General features: G+C 68.9%; 14 protein-coding genes, 1 tRNA gene and 1 pseudogene. 11 read left to right on the top strand and 5 right to left on the bottom strand.

The annotated features are described in order from the left end of the window. Both GOARA_RS07165 and thpD read right to left on the bottom strand, forming a co-directional pair. Window positions 1-564, bottom strand: coding sequence for a TIGR03086 family metal-binding protein (locus GOARA_RS07165; protein ID WP_007321669.1), 564 nt, complete (start codon window positions 562-564; stop codon window positions 1-3). A 4-nt stretch (window positions 565-568) separates the two neighbouring features. Next, window positions 569-1,441: an ectoine hydroxylase gene (gene thpD / locus GOARA_RS07160; RefSeq protein ID WP_007321668.1), complete on the bottom strand. Its 873-nt coding sequence runs from the start codon at window positions 1,439-1,441 to the stop codon at window positions 569-571. Window positions 1,442-1,609: 168 nt separating this feature from the next. On the opposite strand from thpD, the gene GOARA_RS07155 reads away from it, so the two are divergent. Both GOARA_RS07155 and GOARA_RS07150 read left to right on the top strand, forming a co-directional pair. Continuing rightward, window positions 1,610-2,392 carry an oxygenase MpaB family protein gene (locus GOARA_RS07155; protein WP_138947585.1) on the top strand — a complete coding sequence of 261 codons (783 nt, stop codon included), beginning with the start codon at window positions 1,610-1,612 and terminating at the stop codon, window positions 2,390-2,392. A gap of 72 nt (window positions 2,393-2,464) precedes the next feature. Then, entirely contained in the window at window positions 2,465-3,136 is a 672-nt protein-coding gene (locus GOARA_RS07150) for a GAP family protein (RefSeq protein WP_007321666.1), read from the top strand. Here the strand turns inward: GOARA_RS07150 and ssb are convergent. Both ssb and GOARA_RS07140 read right to left on the bottom strand, forming a co-directional pair. Then, on the bottom strand, window positions 3,133-3,606 hold the full coding sequence (ssb, locus tag GOARA_RS07145) for a single-stranded DNA-binding protein (protein WP_007321665.1): 474 nt from the start codon (window positions 3,604-3,606) through the stop codon (window positions 3,133-3,135). The genes GOARA_RS07150 and ssb overlap by 4 nt on opposite strands. 110 nt (window positions 3,607-3,716) lie before the next feature. Beyond that, a complete protein-coding gene (locus GOARA_RS07140) occupies window positions 3,717-5,720 on the bottom strand; it encodes a bifunctional copper resistance protein CopD/cytochrome c oxidase assembly protein (RefSeq protein WP_040522115.1) in 2,004 nt (667 codons plus the stop codon). 71 nt (window positions 5,721-5,791) lie between these two features. Between GOARA_RS07140 and GOARA_RS07135 the strand changes: the two genes are divergently transcribed. The 7 genes from GOARA_RS07135 to GOARA_RS07105 all read left to right on the top strand — a co-directional run bounded on the left by GOARA_RS07135 (window position 5,792) and on the right by GOARA_RS07105 (window position 16,138). After that, window positions 5,792-5,865 (top strand) — tRNA-Arg (locus tag GOARA_RS07135). Window positions 5,866-5,920: 55 nt separating this feature from the next. Then, a complete protein-coding gene (locus GOARA_RS07130; RefSeq protein ID WP_007321663.1) occupies window positions 5,921-6,205 on the top strand; it encodes a hypothetical protein in 285 nt (94 codons plus the stop codon). A gap of 172 nt (window positions 6,206-6,377) precedes the next feature. Then, on the top strand, window positions 6,378-10,520 hold the full coding sequence (locus GOARA_RS07125; RefSeq protein WP_007321662.1) for a bifunctional nitrate reductase/sulfite reductase flavoprotein subunit alpha: 4,143 nt from the start codon (window positions 6,378-6,380) through the stop codon (window positions 10,518-10,520). A 12-nt stretch (window positions 10,521-10,532) separates the two neighbouring features. Further along, window positions 10,533-12,260 carry an NTP transferase domain-containing protein gene (locus tag GOARA_RS07120; RefSeq protein WP_007321661.1) on the top strand — a complete coding sequence of 576 codons (1,728 nt, stop codon included), beginning with the start codon at window positions 10,533-10,535 and terminating at the stop codon, window positions 12,258-12,260. 153 nt (window positions 12,261-12,413) lie between these two features. After that, window positions 12,414-14,996, top strand: coding sequence for a nitrite reductase large subunit NirB (gene nirB / locus GOARA_RS07115; protein WP_007321660.1), 2,583 nt, complete (start codon window positions 12,414-12,416; stop codon window positions 14,994-14,996). Between the two features lie 12 nt (window positions 14,997-15,008). Then, entirely contained in the window at window positions 15,009-15,431 is a 423-nt protein-coding gene (gene nirD, locus GOARA_RS07110) for a nitrite reductase small subunit NirD (RefSeq protein ID WP_007321659.1), read from the top strand. Then, window positions 15,428-16,138, top strand: a complete 711-nt coding sequence (locus GOARA_RS07105; protein WP_007321658.1) for a sirohydrochlorin chelatase — start codon at window positions 15,428-15,430, stop codon at window positions 16,136-16,138. Before nirD ends, GOARA_RS07105 begins: the two co-directional genes overlap by 4 nt. On the opposite strand, the gene GOARA_RS07100 is transcribed toward GOARA_RS07105, so the two are convergent. Beyond that, window positions 16,113-16,775: a YoaK family protein gene (locus GOARA_RS07100; protein ID WP_007321657.1), complete on the bottom strand. Its 663-nt coding sequence runs from the start codon at window positions 16,773-16,775 to the stop codon at window positions 16,113-16,115. The genes GOARA_RS07105 and GOARA_RS07100 overlap by 26 nt on opposite strands. A 48-nt stretch (window positions 16,776-16,823) precedes the next feature. Here GOARA_RS07100 and fdhD point away from each other — a divergent pair, with 48 nt between their 5' ends. Together fdhD and GOARA_RS07090 are read left to right on the top strand one after the other, a co-directional pair. Continuing rightward, window positions 16,824-17,705 (top strand): formate dehydrogenase accessory sulfurtransferase FdhD, encoded by an 882-nt coding sequence (gene fdhD, locus GOARA_RS07095; protein WP_007321656.1) that lies wholly within the window; start codon window positions 16,824-16,826, stop codon window positions 17,703-17,705. Then, a pseudogene (locus tag GOARA_RS07090) lies at window positions 17,702-19,993 on the top strand (FdhF/YdeP family oxidoreductase). The gene fdhD and the pseudogene GOARA_RS07090 overlap by 4 nt, the downstream one beginning before the upstream one ends. The last annotated feature ends 1 nt before the right edge of the window (window position 19,994 follow it).

The raw sequence follows: 19,994 nt of genomic DNA, 5'->3' as shown, positions 1-19,994 counted from the left end.
TCAACGTCGCGGATCTCGCCCGGTCAAGCCCAACAGCATCGCTTCCGACGGCCCGTCGTCCTCCACGAGGACGGGCGGGCCGAACTGCTTCGCCGCCACGGCTTCAGCGGTGGCGAGCCGACGAGCCATCTCGACGGCGGGTGCGAGCAACTGCGGCGGCATTGCGTACGGAATGCCCGTCGCGATCGCAATATCCCACGTGTGCACGAGCACGTCCATCGAATTGATCGTCGCCGCCTCACCGGCGGTGAAGGTACCGAACGGCAGGTGACAGATACGGGCGAGGTCGCAGTCCTTCCACGCCCGCGCACTGTCGAGTGCCGCGTGCTCGAGCAGACCGGGAAGGTCGGCGTCGAGGTACTTCAAGGGACGTGCGCGCGGCGAGTCGGTGTGCCCGGCGGCGAAGGCGGTGAACTTGCGCGTGACGACCACGACGTGAGCGAGCACGTCGGCCACCGACCATGATTCACACGGCGTATCCATGGTCCAGCCGTTCCCCCGAATCCGACCGACCACCTCCGACAGCGCGCCAAGCGCGTTGCGGAGATCGTCGGTCGGTGTCATTCGGTCAGCGATGGGCCAGATGATCGGGTCGGGGATGGCCCGCCGCGAACGGGTCGACGAGCGCATTGGATACCGCGTTGAACACTACGAAGAGGTTGCTCCGCGGATAGGGGCTGATGTTGCCCGACGACGCGTGCATGCAGTTGGAATCGAAATACAGCGCCGAGCCGGCCGGCCCGGTGATCACGTCGATCCCGTACTCGTCCGCGAGCTTGGTCACATCGCTTTCCTCCGGTGTTCCGACCGGAGGCCGATAGGAGACCAGCGATTCGCGATGGTAGGCCTCGGGCGTCTCCCCTACGCACCCGACGAAATACTTGTGCGACCCGGGAATGATCATCAGTGCCCCGTTACTGCTGTAATTCGGCGTCAGCGCCAACGACACGCTCAACGCTCGCGGCACCGGCATGCCGTCCTCGGCGTGCCAGGTCTCGAAATCCGAATGCCAGTAGAACGGCCCCCCGGCGAACCCCGGCTTGAGGTTGATGCGGCTTTGGTGGATGTAGACGTCGTCATCGAGGATCTGCCGGGCGACGCCGACGACCTCGTCGCGGGCACAGATCCGCGCGATCGCGTCGCTGAGGCGGTGCACGGCGAAGACCGAGCGGACGTCGCCGTTGGACCGTTCGCGGATCACGCGCTCGTCGTCGCCGAGCCGGTCGGTGATGACTGCGACCTCGCGTCGGCACGTCTCGATGTCGTCGTCGCTGAGGACCGATTCGGCGGTGTGGTAGCCGCGCCGGTCATAGTCCGCGAGTTGTCCGAAGGACAGCGGCCCCGGGTTGCCGCTACCCCACACAACGGGGTCGGGCCGGGGCGTGATGTCGACGTGCTCGCGGAGTCGGGTGCGGTAGGCATCGGCAAGTTGGGTGGTCACTTTCGCTCCTTCCTCGTTGGCAATGCTGTTCTCACAGCCTCTGCTTCCGGAGGCTACCCGCGCAGGCCCGTGCCTTCGAGCCCGCCGTCACCAGGACGTAGGTCCCGACCTGGCAATCAGCGTCGGCGGATAACTGACAACGACTGTTCTCCGAATTACGCTGGCGGCATGGCCACTCCGACCGTGCAACGCGCCGACGGCGATGGTCGCCGACGTGTTCCGATGCCGATGGTCTACCGCTACCTCGGCGACAAGCGGTTCGCCTACACCCTCCCCCGCGCGATCTCGCTGCAGATTCTGCACCCAGGGAACGCCGCCAGCCTGGTCCAGCACGTGCACGGCGGGCTCTGGGCCCACAAGAGCCGGGCCGTCGGACAGATGGTCTACATCGCCTACAGCAACCGCGACCTGCGGTCGGTGATGCGCACCGCCCACTCCCACGTCAAAGGCATCGACGGCAGGGGCGCGCGGTACCACTCGCTGAATCCGGAGCTGTTCTTCTTCCAGCACGCGACCTACGTCGACACGCTCCTGCACTCCATCGATGTCTTTCACGGCACCCTCGATGCCGACGACAAGGAACAGCTGTACCAGGAGTGCCGCCGCTGGTACGCGAAGTACGACATCTCCGACCGTGCGCAGCCGTCCACCTATACCGAGTTCGCCGAGTACTTCGAGGACTTCTGCGCCACTCAGCTGTCGATGACCGCGGACGCCGAACGTCTCCGTGACGAAACCCTTCATCCGCCGACGTGGTTTCCGCACAGAGTGCCGGCGCCCGCCATCCGAGCGATGCTCCATCCGCGCGCGGCCGAACTCCTCGACGTGACGGTGACCGGCGCCGATCGGGCCGCGTTGCGCGCCTTCGCGTCGGCGACGAACGTGCGGGTCGCCGTCACCCTGGCCAGGTACCGGCTCATCCCGTCGGCGCGGCACGCCCCCGACGATTGATCACCACCTGTCCAGGGTGAGGTTCCGCGCGACACTGCGCCCAAACTCACGGCGACATGGCAGTCTGACGCCATGATCAGTGCGATAGGCGACATTCTTCCGCTCGCTTTGGCGATAGGCATCAGCCCGTTCCCCATCGTGGGGATGATCCTGACACTGCTGTCGCCGAAGCCGAGGGGCTCCGGCATCACCTTCGCGCTCGGCTGGCTGGTGGGTGTGATCGGCCCGCTCGTCGCCATCATCCTGGTCGCCGGAGCCACCGGCCTCGGCGACGACGGCCAGCCGGGAAAGACGATCGGTGTCATCCGGCTCATCCTCGGCGTAGCACTGATCGCCTTGGCGTTCCAGCAGTGGCAGAGCCGCCCGGGGGCCGGTGAAGAACCGCATATGCCGCGATGGCTGGCTTCGGTGGACGCGTTGACCCCGGCCAAGTCGGCCGTGCTCGGCTTCGCTCTCGCAGCGATCAACCCGAAAGGGTTGTTCATCACGATCGCGGCCGGTCTCGCGCTGAACAGGACCGGACTCGGGGGCGCCGATCTCGTTGTCCCGGCGGCCGTCTACGTCCTCATCGCCAGTTCATCGGTGATCATCCTGCTGGGCGCCTACCTGTTGGCGCCGGACCGGATGGGCCAGCCGCTCACCAAGACCAAAGCCTGGCTGATCGCCAACAACTCGGTGATCATGGTCGTCATTCTGTTGATCATCGGCGCCATGGTCTTCAGCAAGGGACTGCATTCCTTCTAGTCGGCTCCTGCCTCGCTCCCGGCGACCGCGGCGACAACCTCCGCCGGCGCGGCACCGTCCGACGACGGCGACTCCGGATCGACCACCTCCACCACGGGTGCTGCACCGCCGTTGGGGAAGCCGACGACCTTGACGATGCAGCGACTGAGGTCGAGCCCGACCGAGGTGGCCGTCATCTCCAGTGTGGAGCGGTGTTCGCCCTCACCGGTGACGTATTCCGACGTCCGGACCGTGCCATGGGCGACGATCGGGCGCCCCTTCTCCAACGACGCCGCCACACCGGAGGCGAGTTTGCGCCAGCAAGACACCGAGAGGTACAGCGTCTTGTCGTTGACCCATTCGCCGGTGTCGGGATCACGGCGGCGCGAGTTGCTCGCCATGCGGAAGGACACCACCTCCCCGGCCGACGTCACACGCACCTTCGGCTCGCTGATCACATTGCCGACGACGGTCATGGGCGTTTCGAACATGGTGGCCTCCCCAGCCGAGAAACAGTGGTCCGTTCACCCTCGCGCGTCAGGCCGATGGAACACCAGGGCCGTGCGCGGAAGCTGGGGACAACGCCGGCGCCTGTGGAGAACTACCGGTCGCGGTGCAGCGTCGCGAGCATCTCGTTGTACTCACGCAACTCGGCGTCGTCGTCGCGCTCGGCGTTGCGGTCGTAGCGCCTGGCCTCCTTGGCGTCCTCCCGCCTCCACTGGAACAGCAGCGCGAGCATCACCAGCACCAGCGGGATCTCGCCTGCCGCCCAGGCGATTCCGCCGCCGACGCGCTGGTCGGATTCAAGATCGGCGTTCCACGGCAAGAGCAAGCCGCGGTAGTACTGCTCGGCGATGACCGCGGAGGTCATCATCAGGGCGACGCCGAAGAACGCGTGCAACGGCAGTGTTCCCCACACGACGCCCAGCTTGCCGAGGGGGGTGAGCCGGTAGGGCGCGTGGTCGATGCCGATCACCGTCCAATAGAAAAGGTAGCCGGCGAGGAGGAAGTGGAAGTTCATCAGCAGGTGCGCCGCGTGATAGCGCGCGACGACGCTGAACAGGCCACCGAGGTAGAGCACGTAGAAGCTGCCGACGAACATGACGATGGCGACGGCCGGGTGTCCGAGTACCTTCGCGACCGGGCTGTTCACCGCGTACTGCACCCATTCGCGGGGCCCAGGCGGGTTGCCCCGACCCGCGACGGGCAACGCGCGCAACGCGAGGGTGATCGGCCCGCCGAGCACCAAGAGAACCGGCACCAGCATGGACAGCATCATGTGGTTGATCATGTGGATCGAGAACATCGCCGGCGCGTAGCGGCCCAGCCCCGACGACGTGGCGATCAACAACGCGACACAGCCGAGCACCCACGCGACGGTGCGACCCACCGGCCACTCGTCGCCGCGTCGTCGCAGGCGCCACACGCCGCGCAGGTAGACGACGCACAACACGATCGCGGCCGTGCCGAAGATCAGGTCGAACCGCCAGTCGAACATCATCCTGGCCAGCGTCGGCGGACCGTCGAGCCGGTAGCCGAGGGTTTCCTCCATCGGCGTGATGTCGGGCCGGACGCTCCCCTCCGGCGGCGGAGTCTGCGACAGGGCCACCGCGATGCCGTAGGTGATGGCGAAGACGAGCAACTCGACGAGCCCGAACCGTACGAACAACGACCGCGGCGGATCGCTCTCGTCGTCGAGGGACGCGATGGTCCGGCGGCGATGCAGCGCCCCCAAACCACCGAGTACCACCAGCGCCACGACTTTCGCGACGACGATGAGCCCGTAGGTGCTGGTGAACAGGTCCGCGAGACCGACACGCACGGCCGCGTTGATCACTCCCGAAACGCCGACGACGAGGATCAGCCAGAAGGCCGTCCGCGAGAATCGGCGTACGGCGAGTTCGCGCCACCTCCCGCCCGCGAGCGCGTATGTCACGACGGCGAACAGCCCGCCGAGCCAGGCGACCGCTGCCACGATGTGCAGAATGAGGCTGTTCGCGGCCACGTCATGGTTGCCGCCCGCCGCCGAGTGCCCGGTCAGTGCCAGCGGCATCAGCGAGAGCACGCCGAACCCCAGGGCACCGAAGACATAGCCCCAGTGCATGCCGAACTTCGCGAAACCCATCGCGATCAGCGCGAACGCCGCCGTTACCGTCCAGGTGCGCGCATCGGCCACGGTCGAATAGGCGGTGAAGAAGTCCCCTGAACTCACCAATTCCCAAACGGACTTGCCGACCAGGTTCGACACCGACAGCGCGATCATGGCGATCGAGCACACCACCCAGACCCCGAACAGTTTGCCGGCCCACCGCAGTGCCCGGTAGCCGCCGATGTCGAGCACCCGATCCTTCTGCGGTGGAACGAAGAAGGCCGCGAACATCGCCGATCCGACGGCGAGCGCGACCGCCACATAGCCGATCGCGGTGATCGCGGGGACGCCGAACGTCGTGACGTCACCCGGGTCCCGCAGACCGAGAAGCGCGCGGGCAGTCGGCGCCGAGGGCAGGAACGCCACGACGGCGACGATGCCGGCGACCGCCGCGAGGACAGCGGAAAGCGCCCGGACGACCGGGCTGCGGTCGTCCATCTCGTCGTGGCTGGTCATGCCCAACAGCCTAGTGAGCCGACCAACCGCACCCGCCGCTGGATATACTCTCAGGCGGCCCTCGGCCACCAGCCTCCGTAGCTCAGTTGGATAGAGCAGTTCACTTCTAATGATCTGGTCGCAGGTTCGATTCCTGCCGGGGGCGCCTCTGGCGGCGTCCGACAGCGGGACGCCGGGACGACGCGAATAGGCTCGACGCTATGCCATCAAGCCGTGATCAGGGTCCACCGCCGCGCAACGGCGTCGGCCTGGCAGCCCTGACCCTGGGTATCGTCGCGGTCGCGCTCGTGTTCATCCCGTTCTCGACCGAGATCGTGACGGCGGCGGTGGGCATCGCCGCCGTGGTCGCCGGCTTCATCGGGTGGGACCGGGCGGATCGGGGCATCGCGACGAACCGCTCCGACGCGCTCATCGGCGGCATACTGGGTCTACTCGCGTCGATAGCGGCCCTCATGGTCTACTCCGCGACGAACGGCGGCGGCTGACCCCGGCCACGGTCCATCCGGCGAGACCCGCCGACGGTGTCGACAAGCACTCGCACCTCCCCCGCCGACCGTCGGCGCCCGCAAGTGTGAGATGGGCCGCATTAGGCAAGTTGACCAGCGCGTAACACGGCGTGGACGGTGGCGAAACACGCCGACACGACCATTGGCGCACATGGGGACCGCACCGCTGCCGACCACCGTGGACACCGTCTGCGGCTATTGCGGCGTGGGTTGCGGACTCACACTGACGGTGAAGGAAGGGTCCGACCGCACGGTCGCGAGCGCCAAAGGGACGGCGAGTCACCCGGCCAACCGCGGCCGACTGTGCACCAAGGGCAACACGACCGCGGACATGCTCAACGCCGCCGGCCGCCTCACCACGGCGCTGCACCGCACCGACCGCGACGACGAGCAGGTGCCCGTCGACGTCGATGCCGCGATCACCGAGGTCGCGCGCCGCTTCGTCGAACTCCGCGAACGACACGGCGACGACGCGGTCGCGTTCTACGTGTCCGGCCAGATGTCGCTGGAGGCGCAGTACCTCGCCAACAAGCTCTGCAAGGGCTACTTCCGCACGAATCTCATCGAATCGAACTCGCGACTCTGCATGGCCAGCGCCGGGACCGGCTACAAGCAGTCGCTGGGTGCCGACGGCCCGCCGGGCAGCTACGACGACCTCGACCACGCCGACGTGTTCCTGGTCATCGGCGCCAACATGGCCGACTGCCACCCGATCCTGTTCCTGCGGATGATGGACCGCGTCAAGGCCGGTGCGAAGCTCATCGTCGTCGATCCCCGCCGGACCGCCACGGCCGCGAAGGCCGACCTGTATCTGCCGGTGCGTCCCGGTACCGACCTCGCGCTGCTCAACGGGCTGCTGCGGCTGATCGTCGACGCCGGGCACACCGATGAGGAGTTCATCGCCGAGTTCACCGACGGCTGGGACGCGCTGCCCGAGCACCTGGCCGATTACCCGGCCGACCGGGTGGCCGAGATCACCGGGATCGCCGAGGCCGATCTGCGGCAGGCCGCCGAGTGGATCGGCACCGCCGGCAATTGGGTGAGCCTGTGGACGATGGGCCTCAACCAGTCGACGCACGGCACGTGGCACACCAACGCCCTGTGCAACCTGCATCTGGCCACCGGCGCGATCTGTCGCACGGGCAGTGGCCCCTTCTCGCTGACCGGGCAGCCGAATGCGATGGGCGGGCGCGAGATGGGCTACATGGGCCCGGGCCTGCCGGGCCAGCGCGCCGTGCTCGACCCGGCGCAGCGCACCGAGGTCGAGGAGCGCTGGGGCGTCGCGCCGGGCACGCTCCACACCAACCTCGGACGAGGCACCGTCGACCTCTTCGAGGAACTCGGCGAGGGCAAGATCAAGGCTCTGTGGGTCATCTGCACCAACCCGGTCGCGTCGATGGCGAACCGCGACAAGGTCATCAAGGCGTTGACCAATGCCGAGTTCGTCGTCGTCCAGGATGCCTTCGCCGACGTCGAGACCGCCTCCTACGCCGACGTCGTCCTGCCCGCCGCGCTGTGGTCGGAGTCCGAGGGCGTCATGATCAACTCCGAGCGAAACCTCACGCTGACCACCCCACTGCTGCACGCCCCCGGCCAGGCTCTCCCCGACTGGCAGATCATCTGCCGGATCGCTCAAGAGATGGGCTTCGACGAGGGATTCGACTTCCCCGACGCCTCCGCCGTATTCGACGAGATCACCGGCTTCCACAACCCGCGGACCGGATGGGACCTGCGCGGCGTCGACTATTCGCGACTGCGCAGCGGTCCCGTCCAATGGCCGGCGGCACCCGGCGGACCCGACCGCAATCCGATCCGCTACCTCAACGACGGAGTCAGCCAGGAGTTGTTCGTCGACGAGGACGGCAACACTCCCCGACTCGCCTTCGCCACGCCGTCGCGTCGTGCACAGTTCTTCGCACGGCCCTATCTGCCGCCGGCCGAGATGCCCGACGACGACTTCCCCCTGACGCTGACCACCGGCCGCCTGCCGCACCAGTGGCACACCATGACCAAGACCCGCAAGGTCGCCAAGCTCATGAAGCTCAACCCGTCGACCTTTGTGGAGGTGCATCCTGTCGACGCGCAGCGCCTCGGCATCGCCGACGGCGACCGCGTCGAAATCCGGTCGCGGCGCGGGGTCGCCTACGCACCGGCCGTGGTGACCGAGAAGATCACCGCTGGAACCTGCTTCGTCCCCATGCATTTCGCCGACGCGACCGGGGCCGACCTGGCGATCAACGCCGTCACCAACGACGCCGTCGACCCAGATTCCCTTCAACCGGAGTTCAAAGCCTGCGCGGTCGCGCTGGCCCCTGCACCCCTCCCCGCTGCTGCTGCCTCTGGAGAGCCCTTGACCGACACCACCGCCCTCCTCGCCTCCGCGTTCGGCTCCCAGGTCGCCGACGAGCCGGTGACTCTGACCGTCGCCGAGCGCGCCTACCTCACCGGGCTGCTCGCCGGCCTGCGCACCAGCCCGCCCGACGGCCAGGTGCCCGCCGTCCCGGCGCACGCCCCGCTTTCGGACACCTCCCGTGCGTGGATCGACGGCGTGCTCGCCGGAATCTTCTCCCGCGTGCCCGTGCCCGAGGGGCCGAGCGCCGCGACACCGCCGGTCGGCGCGGAAGCAGCACCCGGGCCCGCGCAGCGCACCGTCAGCGTCGTGTGGGCGTCGCAGACCGGGACGGTCGAGGAGTACATTCCGACCCTGACGGCCGCCCTGGGCGAAGCAGGTCTCGCGGTGCGAGAGTCGAGCGCGGACCAGGTGTCGATCGACGCTCTGACCGGCGACGTACTGTTCGTCGTCGCGTCCACCGGCGACGGCGACGCACCCGATTCCGGTGTGGCCCTGTGGGATTCGTTGGCGTCCGTCGAGTCCGACGACGAACTGTCCGATCTGCGGTATTCGGTCCTCGGCTTCGGCGACTCCTCCTACGCCGACTTCTGCGGATTCGCCCGCAAGCTCGACGCGCGCCTGCACGACCTCGGCGCCACCCGGGTCGTCGACCGCGCCTCCTGCGAACCCGACTACGAGGACCATGCCGCCGCCTGGCAGCGGCGAGTCCTCGAAGCACTTGCGGGCGCCGACGAGGCAGTTGCGGGCGATGACGGCCCCGAAGCCGAGTCATCAACCGCCGGCGCGGCCCTTCCCGCGGCCGCCGTGCCGACGACCTTCTCCCGCAAACACCCGCTGTCCACCGAACTCGTCGAGAACACCCGGCTGACCGGACCGGAATCCGACAAGGACGTGCGCCGATTCGCCTTCGCCCTCCCGGAGGGAACACTGACCTACAGCGCGGGCGACGCGCTGGGCGTATGGCCGACGAACAGGCCGGCCGTAGTCGAGGAATGGCTCGCGCGCACCGGGCTCGACGCCGAACAGGCGGTCACCGTCAAGGGCGAGACCCGCCCGCTCGTCGATGCCCTCACCGACCACTTCGACATCACCCGGATCACGCCGGATCTCTTGCGGTGGCTCCATCGGCACCACCCCGACGAGGGTTTCGCCGAACTCGCCGCACACCCCGCCGACCTGCGTGCGTGGTCGTGGGGGCGCCAAGCGGTGGACCTGCTGGCGGAGCACCCGGTGAACGCGCCGTTCGACGACTGGCTCGCCGTGCTGAAGCCGCTCACGCCTCGCCTGTACTCGATCTCGTCGTCGCCGCTGGCCGACCCCACGCGCGTGGAGATCACGGTCTCCGCCGTTCGCTTCACACCCACGACGCCCGACGGACCGGCGGCCACTCAACGCCACGGCGTGTGCTCGACCTACCTCGCCGATGCCGAACCGGGCTCGCCGATGCGGATCTTCGTGGCACCCAACGCCAAATTCGGCCCGCCCGACGACGGTGGCGCGCCGATGATCATGGTGGGTCCGGGCACCGGCGTCGCCCCGTTCCGCGGCTTCCTGCACGACCGCGAACGCACCGGGGCCACCGGGCAGAACTGGTTGTTCTTCGGCGAGCGCCACGAGGCGACGGACTACCTGTACCGCGACGAGCTCGCGAAGATGCGTTCGACCGGCGTGCTCACCAAGCTCGATCTGGCGTTCTCCCGCGACCAGGAGGAGAAGGTCTACGTCCAGGACCGGATGCGGGCCAACGCAGAAGAACTGTGGAGCTGGATCCACCGCGGCGCGCACGTCTACGTGTGCGGCGACGCCGATCAGATGGCCCGCGACGTCGACGACGCCTTGCGCGAAATCGTCGCCGAACAGGGACGCATGTCCCCTCACATGGCCGACTCCTACGTCGCCGCCCTCGCCGCCGAACACCGATATGTGCGGGATGTGTATTAGTACGGTAGAGCGGTGGACGGGTCGAGCGCAGCGATCGATTTCGACGCCGTGATCCTGGCCGGCGGCCGAGCCCGGCGGCTCGCGGGCGCCGATAAACCGGCCAGCCGCGTCGGCGGCAGGCGCTTGATCGACATCGCGCTGCACGCGGCATCGCGCGCCGGGCGGATCGTCGTCGTCGGCCCGGAACGCGACCTCGGCGACGGTGTGATCCAGGTACAGGAGGAGCCGCCGTTCGCCGGGCCGGCGGCCGCCGTCGCCGCCGGATTTGCCGCGCTCGGCCCCCTCGACGACGACCGCAACGTCGCGGTGCTCGCCGCCGACCTGCCGTTCCTGACCGCCGCCGCCGTCGCCGAACTCGCCGAGCGCCGCACGTCCGCGAACGCCCCGGCCGCCTTTGCCCTCGACGAGTCGGAACGCCTTCAGTATCTCGTGGGCGTGTGGCGCGCCGATGCCCTGCGACAGGCGCTACGGACCGCGGATGCCTCCATGAAGTCGATGATCCCCGGCGGCGCGCTCGGCGTGCCGATCGCCGGGATCGCCGATGTCGACACCGCCGCGGACCTGGCCGCCGCGCGGGAGCGCGCCGGACCGGTCGGCATCGTCGCGGCATCACTGCACTCGATATCCCCCGTCGACCCGCACAGCGTCGACCTCGGCGATCTCCCCGCCGACGATCTCGATCGTTGCCTCGACTCCGTGCTGGCGCGGCCCTTGGCCGCCGCCGCGGAGTTTCCCGCTTTCGACACCGCGGCGATGGACGGCTACGCCGTTCGCGGCCCGGGCCCGTGGCGCGTCGTCGGACCGGCGGTACGCGCCGGCCACGACGGCGACCCGCTCGCCGAGCCCGGTACCGCGGTGCCGATCGCCACCGGCGCGCGTCTGCCGCCCGGCGCCGACCGCACGATCCGCGTCGAGGAAACGTCCACGCTCGACGACGGCCGCGTGACCGAAACGACCGACGGCCGCGACGACACCCGACGCCGGGGCAGTTCATGGCAGACCGGGGACCGCTTGGTCGCAACGGGCGCCGTCGTCGATGCCGCGCTGCTCGGGACCGCCCGCGCGGCCGGAATCACTCGACTCGACGTCCGCGGGCCCCTTCGGGCGTCCCTGCACACGTCGGGCGACGAAGTGGGTGCCGCCGGATCGGCGGCGATCACCGACACCGCCTCCCTGCCGGTGCACGCACTCCTGGCCAGGCTCGGCGTGCGGGTCGGCCGAGGCGAGCACCTCCCGGATTCTCCTTCTTCGATAGCTGACGCGCTCGGTTCCCGGCGGCGCCCGGGCGAACTCGTCGTCATCATCGGCGCGACCGGCCGCGGCAGCGCCGATCATCTGCGTACCGCGCTCGACGAGGCCGGGGCGACCACGTTGCTCGACGGCCTGCCCGTGCGGCCAGGCGGCTCGTTGCTGCTCGCCCGGCTGCCCGACGGCGGCCTTCTGCTGGGCCTCGGCGGCAACCCGGTCGCCGCGGTCGCCGGCACCGCGCTGACCGTTCCGGCGCTGCGGGATGCGCTGCTCGCCGCGACCGCGGCCCCGGCCGAGCGAATCACCGTCACCAACGCGGTCGCGGTGGCTCATCACGAGTTGTGGCGCATCGTGCCGGTACATCCCGACGGGGCCGGACACTGGTCGGCGAACACCGTCACCAGTACCGCTGAGCTGCGATCTCTCGTCGGGGCCCGCGCCCTCGCCCTGCTGCCGCCCGGTGGCGAGGGCGCCGTCCGCCGACTCGTCTGACGTCATCTCACAGCACCCGTCGGCGGGCTGTGCGCTATTGCGAACGGGGCCGAAACACGGCAGCCATATTTGTCATGTCTGCGCAACAGTCTTGGCAACACTCGCGCAACACCCGATTCCTACCTTGGTCCCAACGCCCCAAGGAGGAACGTCATGGCATCCGCGCCCGCACAGCCCCAGCCCCCCGCGCAGCCACGGACCGTGGTCGTCGTCGGCCACGGCATGGTGGGCCACCGCTTCGTCGAAGCACTCCGCAACCGCGACCAGGACAACCGCTGGCGCGTCGTCATCCTCGGCGAGGAGGCCGACGCCGCCTATGACCGCGTCGGGTTGAGCAGCTACGTCGGCGAGTGGGAGCGCTCGGCGCTCGCCCTCACCGGCAACGACTACGGCAGCGACGAGCAGGTCGAGCTGCGCCTCGGCAACGCGGTCACCGGTCTCGACCGCGATGCCCGCGTCGTCACGCTCGCCGACGGACAGACCGTCGCCTACGACGCGCTGGTGCTGGCCACCGGCTCCTACGCCTTCGTCCCTCCCGTTCCCGGCCACGACGCCGACGCCTGCCACGTGTACCGCACCCTCGACGACCTCGACGCGATCCGCGACGACGCCCAGCGCGCGTTGGCGAACAACCCCGATGCCGTCGGCATCGTCGTCGGCGGCGGTCTCCTTGGGTTGGAGGCCGCCAACGCGCTGCGTCAGCTCGGCCTGCGTCCCCACGTCGTCGAGTACAACCCGCGACTCATGCCGCAGCAGGTCGACGAGGCCGGCGGCGAACATCTTGCCCGCATGGTGGGCGAGCTCGGGATCGACGTGTCGCTGGGGGTCGCCACGTCGAACATCGAGACCGTCGACGGCGGTGGCCTCCGGGTCACGCTTGGTGAGGACACCGTCGTCGACGCCGCTCTGCTCGTGTTCGCGGCCGGTGTCCGCCCCCGCGACGAGCTCGGCCGGGACGCCGGGCTCGACGTCGCGGAACGCGGTGGAATCCTCACCGACCTCGGCTGCGCGACCTCAGACCCGGCGATCTTCGCGATCGGCGAGGTCGCGGCCGTGCAAGGCCGCTGCTACGGCCTCGTCGGGCCCGGCTACGCCACCGCCGAGGTGGTCGCCGACCGGCTTCTGGGCGGCGACGCGGAGTTCCCCGGCGCCGACCTATCGACGAAGCTCAAGCTCCTCGGCGTCGATGTCGCCAGCTTCGGCGACGCCCACGGTCAGACCGATGGCGCACTCAACGTGGTGGTCAGCGATCCGATCAACGGCACTTACGCCAAGCTCGTCCTCTCCGACGATGCGCAAACGCTGCTCGGCGGCGTCCTCGTGGGTGACGCCAGCTCATACGGGCTGCTGCGTCCCCTGGTCGGCCAGACGCTGCCCGGCGACCCGGTCAGCCTGATCTCGCCGGCCACCGACGGTGCGGCGGCCATCGGTGTCGGCGCCCTGGGCGACGACGCGCAGATCTGTTCCTGCAACGACGTCAGCAAGGGCACGTTGTGCTCGGCGATCGCCGACGGCGCATGCACGGTCGCCGACCTGAAGAAGTGCACCGGCGCCGGCACGGCGTGCGGCTCGTGCGTGCCGCTGCTCTCGCAGGTGCTGGCCGATTCGGGGGTCGAACAGAGCACCGCGCTGTGCGAGCACTTCGACGTCTCGCGGGCCGAGCTGTTCGAGCTCGTACAAGCCAGCGGGATCCGTACCTTCTCCGGCCTGATCCAGCGATTCGGGTCGGGCACCGGCTGCGACATCTGCAAGCCGACCGTCGCGTCGATCCTGGCCTCCACCAGTTCCGACCACATCCTCGACGGCGAGCAGGCCTCGCTGCAGGACAGCAACGACCATTTCCTGGCGAACATCCAGCGCAACGGCACCTATTCGGTGGTGCCTCGCGTGCCCGGCGGCGATATCACTCCCGAACACCTCATCCTGATCGGCGAGATCGCCCGCGACTTCGGCCTGTACACGAAGATCACCGGCGGCCAGCGCATCGACATGTTCGGCGCGACGGTCGACCAGCTGCCGGAGATCTGGCGGCGCCTCGTCGAGGGCGGGATGGAGTCCGGGCAGGCGTACGGGAAATCGCTGCGCACGGTGAAGAGCTGTGTCGGCTCGGATTGGTGCAGGTACGGCCAGCAGGATTCCGTGCAGCTGGCGATCGATCTCGAACTGCGCTACCGCGGTTTGCGCTCGCCGCACAAGATCAAGATGGGCGTCTCGGGTTGCGCCCGCGAATGCGCCGAGGCGCGCGGCAAGGACGTCGGCGTCATCGCCACCGACAAAGGCTGGAATCTCTACGTCAGCGGCAACGGCGGCATGACCCCGCGCCACGCGCAACTGCTGGCCGGCGATCTCGACACCGAGACGCTGATCCGGTACATCGACCGCTACCTCATGTACTACATCCGCACCGCGGAGCGTCTGGAGCGCACCGCACCGTGGATGGAGCGCATAGAGGGCGGCCTCGACCATGTGCGAGCCGTCGTGGTGGACGACAGCCTGGGCCTGGCGGCCGACTTCGAGGCGGATATGGCGCGCCACGTCGAGGGTTACGAATGCGAGTGGAAGGGCGTGCTCGACGACCCGGACAAGCTGTCGCGCTTCGTCTCCTTCGTCAACGCCCCCGGCACGCCCGACCCGACGGTGAGTTTCGCCGAGAACAACGGCCGCAAGGTTCCGGTGCTTCTCGGCACACCGCCCATGCCGAACGCCCCGGTCGCGGCGGCCGAGCCCAACGCCTGAACGGAGAATCCGATGAGCCTCAACTTCGACCTGCATCGCTGGACCCGCGATTGGACGGCGGCATGCCCGCTCTCCCGCCTGGAACCGCTGCGCGGCGTAGCCGTGCTGCTGCCCGACAACGCCCAGGTGGCGCTGTTCCGGCTGGCCGACGACAGCATCCGCGCCATCGGCAACATCGATCCGATCGGCCGCGCCGCCGTGATGTCGCGCGGGATCGTCGGCGATCGCAACGGTTTCCCGACCGTACAGTCGCCACTGAAGAAGCAGGCCTTCAGCCTCATCGACGGTCGCTGCCTCGACGTCGAGGGCGTCCGGATTCCGGTGTACGACACCAGGATCGGACTCGACGGCACCGTCTTCGTCGCGAACTCGCCGGAGATCCGGTTCGGCTATCGGCCCGACGGCTACCGCAAACCTCTGCCGAGTGCGTCATGACCACGCTGCTGGTGGCCCACGGCACGCGCAACCCGCACGGCGTCGCCATGATCGGTGATCTCGCCCAAGCGATGTCGAAGCGCCTGAACGACGACGTCCGGTCCGCGTTCGTCGACGTCTTGGGCCCCGATCCCGCCGAGGCCCTCGACGGGATCGGCGGCGCCGACCCGGTGCGGGTGGTTCCGGCCTTCCTGGCCAGCGGCTACCACGTCCGATCCGACCTCCCCGTCTATCTGCGCCAAGCGCAGCGGCCCACGCTCCTCGCACCCGCGCTCGGCCCGGACGCCGCACTGGCCGACGCGCTGCTGTCCCGGTTGCTCATCGCCGGCTGGCACCCCGGCGACGCGGTGGTGTTAGCCGCGGCGGGATCACGCGATCGGCGTGCCCAGGCCGACGTCGCGACCATGGGCAGGTTGCTGGCCCAGCGCGTCGGCGCGCCCGTGCGCATCGGCTTCGTCATCCCCGCCGACGACGGCTCCGGCTATCCGGCCGTCGGTGACGTGGTCGCCGAACTCCGGTCGCAGTGCCGACCGGGGGCGCGCGTCGCGATCGCGACCTACCTGCTGGCCGACGGTCTGTTCGCCCGGCGTCTCCACGAGGCGGGGGCCGATGCCGTGGCAGCTCCGCTGGGACTGCACCCGGCCGTCGTCGAACTGGCGTGCCGCCGTGCCGAATCCGCGGTCACCCGCGTGCCGGTGACGGTTTAGCGTCGGCGCGCCGCACCGACCACGTGGCAACGGTGGTGCCGACGAGCAGGATGAGAACCGGCCAGAGGGCGGCCAGCCCCATCGCCGAGTACGCCCAGCCGCCCAGAAGCGCGCCGAGCGCGAGTGACGCCCACAGCACCAGCGGCCGCAGCCACATCCACCGGGGGCCGCCGAATACGGCGTCGGCCAGCCGCTGTCCGGCCTTCACCACCGCGCCGGTCATGTAGGTGAGCCCGACCGCGACCTCGCCGTCGCGCAGGAACGTCGCGTTCATCGTGCCCATCGCCACGACGACGATGAGGATCGACGGGACCGGGAACCAGCTCAGGTACGACGCTGCGACCGCGGCCGCGACGAGCACCGAGGTCGCCGCGAGCACGCTGACGCGACCGTCGCGGTACCGCGACACCACCGCGCCGAAGAAGGAGCCGACGAAGAACAGTCCGATCAGGCCGAGCGCCTTGCCGGCCCCGACGAGGTCGGCGTTGGTCGCCTCCGCGGACATCCGGGTCGTGTTGCCGCTCATGAACGACACGAAATAGCCCCCCAGGTTGAGGAAGCCCACGGCATCCAGGTACCCGGCCGTGCTCGACAAGACTCCGGCGAGCAGCCACTCACGAGGTCGGATCGAAGGCATGCGGCCGATCCTATTGCCCGCGCGGTCGGTCGGTGCTACCCAGGAAGTGTGTCCCGCATCACGGCTCGCCGCAGAATCTCTCGTCTCACCGTCGGCAGTGCCGACCGCCCGGGGTCGCGATCCGAGCGCGCCGACTTCCTCGCGGTCGAAGAACCCCTCGAGATCCGGGTGGCCGGACGCTCGCTCGCGGTGACCATGCGCACGCCGGGCCACGATGTCGAGCTCGCCGCGGGGTTTCTGGTGTCCGAGGGAGTAATCGGCGCCTCGGAGGACTTCGCCTCCGCCCGCTACTGCGCCGGCGCGACCGCCGACGGACTCAACACCTACAACGTCCTCGACGTGTCACTGGCACCCGGCGTCGCGCCGCCCGATCCGAGCCTCACACGCGCTTTCGCCACGACGAGTGCGTGCGGGCTGTGCGGCAAGGCGACGATCGACTCGGTGCGCACCGCGTCGCGCCACACCGTCGCCGACGACCAAGCCCGCCTCGATGCCGAGGTACTCGTCGGGTTTCCCGACGCGCTGCGCGCGCAGCAGGCGGTGTTCGACCGTACGGGCGGACTGCATGCGGCGGGGCTCTTCGACGCCGGCACCGGCGAACTGCTGGTGTCCCGCGAAGACGTCGGCAGGCACAACGCGGTCGACAAGGTGGTCGGGTGGGCACTGATGAACGATCGCCTGCCCGCACGCGGATGCGCACTCATGGTGTCCGGGCGGGCCAGCTTCGAACTGACTCAGAAGGCGCTCATGGCCGGAATACCGATCCTCGCGGCGGTGTCGGCACCGTCGTCGCTGGCGGTCGACCTCGCCGTCGACGCCGGTCTCACCCTCGTCGGCTTCCTCCGCGACGATTCGATGGTCATCTACAGCCGCGCCGACCGCATCAGCGCCCGGGAAGCGGTCGAGACGGCGAAAGCAGGCACGCCGTGAGCGCCAAGGCACCCCGCGAGGACTACACGGACGCGGATATCGAAGTGGGCGAACCCAAGACGTACGCGGCGGGGATCGGCGGGGTGTTCCACTCGATGGAACCCGCTATCAAGCAGATGGGGCTGACCCGCACCGTGCGGTTGATGTCGAAGATCAACCACAAGGACGGCTTCGACTGTATGAGTTGCGCGTGGCCCGATCCCGAGCACCGCAAACTCGCGGAATTCTGCGAGAACGGCGGCAAGGCGGTCACCTGGGAGGCGACGCCGCTGAAGGTCGAGCGCGCCTTCTGGCGCGAGAACCCGATCAGCTCGCTGCGGGACAAGAGCGAGTATTGGCTCGGACAGCAGGGCCGGTTGATCGAGCCGGTGTACAAGGCGAAGGATTCCGATCACTACGAGCCGGTCTCGTGGGACACCGCCTTCGCCATCGTCGCGGATCGGCTGCGCGGACTCGACGATCCGAATGAGGCCGCCTTCTACACGAGCGGGCGCGCTTCCAACGAGGCGGCATTCGTCTACCAACTGTTCGCACGCGCGTTCGGCACCAACAATCTGCCCGACTGTTCCAACATGTGTCACGAGTCCACCGGTGCGGCCATGTAGTACTCCCTCGGCATCGGCAAGTCGACCGTCGCGTACAAGGACTTCGCCGAGGCCGATCTCATCGTGATCATGGGCCAGAATCCCGGCACGAACCATCCGCGGATGCTCACCGCCATCCAGCACGCCAAGAAGAACGGCGCGTCGATCGTCGCGATCAATCCGCTCCCCGAGGCGGGCCTCATCGGCTACAAGGACCCGCAGCAGGTGCGCGGCTATCTGGGCAAGGCACTCAAGATCGCCGACCAGTTCATCCAGATCCGCTCCGGCGGGGACATGGCATTGCTGCAAGCGGTCTCCCGACGCGTCTTGGCGGCCGAAGCGGCGGCGCCCGGCACCGTGCTCGATCACGAGTTCATCGAACGGTACTGCGACGGTTTCGAGGCGTTCGCCGAGCACCTGGCCGCGCTCGACGACGGCGAGGTGGCGCGGGCCACCGGCGTCCCGTCGGAGGAGATCGACGAACTCGCCGCGCGCTATATCGGCGCCGAGCGCGTGATCGTCTGCTGGGCGATGGGCATCACCCAGCACCGCAAGGGCGTCGACACCATCAAAGAGATCGTCAACCTGCTGCTACTGCGCGGTAATATCGGCCGTCCGGGCGCCGGCGCCTCCCCCATCCGCGGCCACAGCAACGTGCAGGGCGACCGCACGATGGGCGTGTGGGAGCAGATGCCCGATTCGTTTCTCGACGCTCTCGCCGCGGAGTTCGGCTTCGATCCGCCCCGCGACCACGGCGTCGACGCCGTGCACGGCATCAGGGCGCTCGACGCCGGCCGGGTCAAGGTGTGGGTCGGGCTCGGCGGCAATCTGCTCGGCGCGATCTCCGATACGCGCGTCGCCGAGTCGGCGATGCGAAAGACGCGACTCTCCGTCCAGTTGTCGACCAAGCTCAATCGCTCCCACGTCGTCACCGGCGAGGAGGCGCTGATCCTGCCGGTACTCGGACGCACCGAGGTCGACCTGCAGGAGTCCGGCCCGCAGTACGTCACGGTGGAGGATTCGGTGTGCGCCGTACACGCCTCGCACGGACAGATCCCGCCGATCTCCGACCAGGTGCGGTCGGAGACCGCGGTCGTCGCGGGGATGGCGCACGCGACCCTCGGCGATCGCCACGGCATCGACTGGCCGGCGATGATCCGCGACTACGACGTGATTCGCGATCACATCGCGCGAGTCGTACCCGGCTGTGCGGACTACAACGCGAAGACGCGGACGCGGGACGGCTTCGTCTTGCCCAACGGTCCGCGCGACGAACGCCGCTTCGACACCGCGACCGGGCGCGCGCGAATCACGGTCAACGAGCTCGAACACGTCGAATGCCCGCCGGGGCGGCTGCTGCTTCAGACGGTGCGTTCCCACGACCAGTTCAACACCACGATCTACAGCCTCAACGACCGGTACCGGGGCATCAAGAAGGGGCGACACGTCGTCTTCGTCCACCCCGACGACCTCGCCGAACTCGGTCTGCGCGACGGCCAGCACGTCGATGTCTACAGCGAATGGGCCGACCAGCCCGACCGGGTGTTGCGCGGGTTGCGCGTCGTCGCGTTCCCGACCGCGCGAGGCTGCGCCGCGGCGTACTTCCCGGAGGCGAACGTTCTCGTCCCGCTCGACAGCACCGCCCTGGAGAGCAACACGCCGGTGTCGAAAGCGGTTGTGGTCCGGCTCGAACCGGCGGGGTGAC

The sequence above is a fragment of the Gordonia araii NBRC 100433 genome, assembly GCF_000241265.1.
In the GTDB taxonomy this organism is placed as follows: domain Bacteria; phylum Actinomycetota; class Actinomycetes; order Mycobacteriales; family Mycobacteriaceae; genus Gordonia; species Gordonia araii.
The sequence above is the reverse complement of the archived record's forward strand: the minus strand, read 5'-3'. Positions and strand labels throughout refer to the sequence as shown.

Bases quoted from the DNA above. Each gene is read 5' to 3' on its own strand.
- GOARA_RS07165 (WP_007321669.1), bottom strand. From the start codon at position 564: ATGACACCGACCGACGATCTCCGCAACGCGCTTGGCGCGCTGTCGGAG.
- GOARA_RS07155 (WP_138947585.1), top strand. From the start codon at position 1,610: ATGGCCACTCCGACCGTGCAACGCGCCGACGGCGATGGTCGCCGACGT.
- GOARA_RS07150 (WP_007321666.1), top strand. From the start codon at position 2,465: ATGATCAGTGCGATAGGCGACATTCTTCCGCTCGCTTTGGCGATAGGC.
- ssb (WP_007321665.1), bottom strand. From the start codon at position 3,606: ATGTTCGAAACGCCCATGACCGTCGTCGGCAATGTGATCAGCGAGCCG.
- GOARA_RS07140 (WP_040522115.1), bottom strand. From the start codon at position 5,720: ATGACCAGCCACGACGAGATGGACGACCGCAGCCCGGTCGTCCGGGCG.
- GOARA_RS07130 (WP_007321663.1), top strand. From the start codon at position 5,921: ATGCCATCAAGCCGTGATCAGGGTCCACCGCCGCGCAACGGCGTCGGC.
- GOARA_RS07125 (WP_007321662.1), top strand. From the start codon at position 6,378: ATGGGGACCGCACCGCTGCCGACCACCGTGGACACCGTCTGCGGCTAT.
- nirB (WP_007321660.1), top strand. From the start codon at position 12,414: ATGGCATCCGCGCCCGCACAGCCCCAGCCCCCCGCGCAGCCACGGACC.
- nirD (WP_007321659.1), top strand. From the start codon at position 15,009: ATGAGCCTCAACTTCGACCTGCATCGCTGGACCCGCGATTGGACGGCG.
- GOARA_RS07105 (WP_007321658.1), top strand. From the start codon at position 15,428: ATGACCACGCTGCTGGTGGCCCACGGCACGCGCAACCCGCACGGCGTC.
- GOARA_RS07100 (WP_007321657.1), bottom strand. From the start codon at position 16,775: ATGCCTTCGATCCGACCTCGTGAGTGGCTGCTCGCCGGAGTCTTGTCG.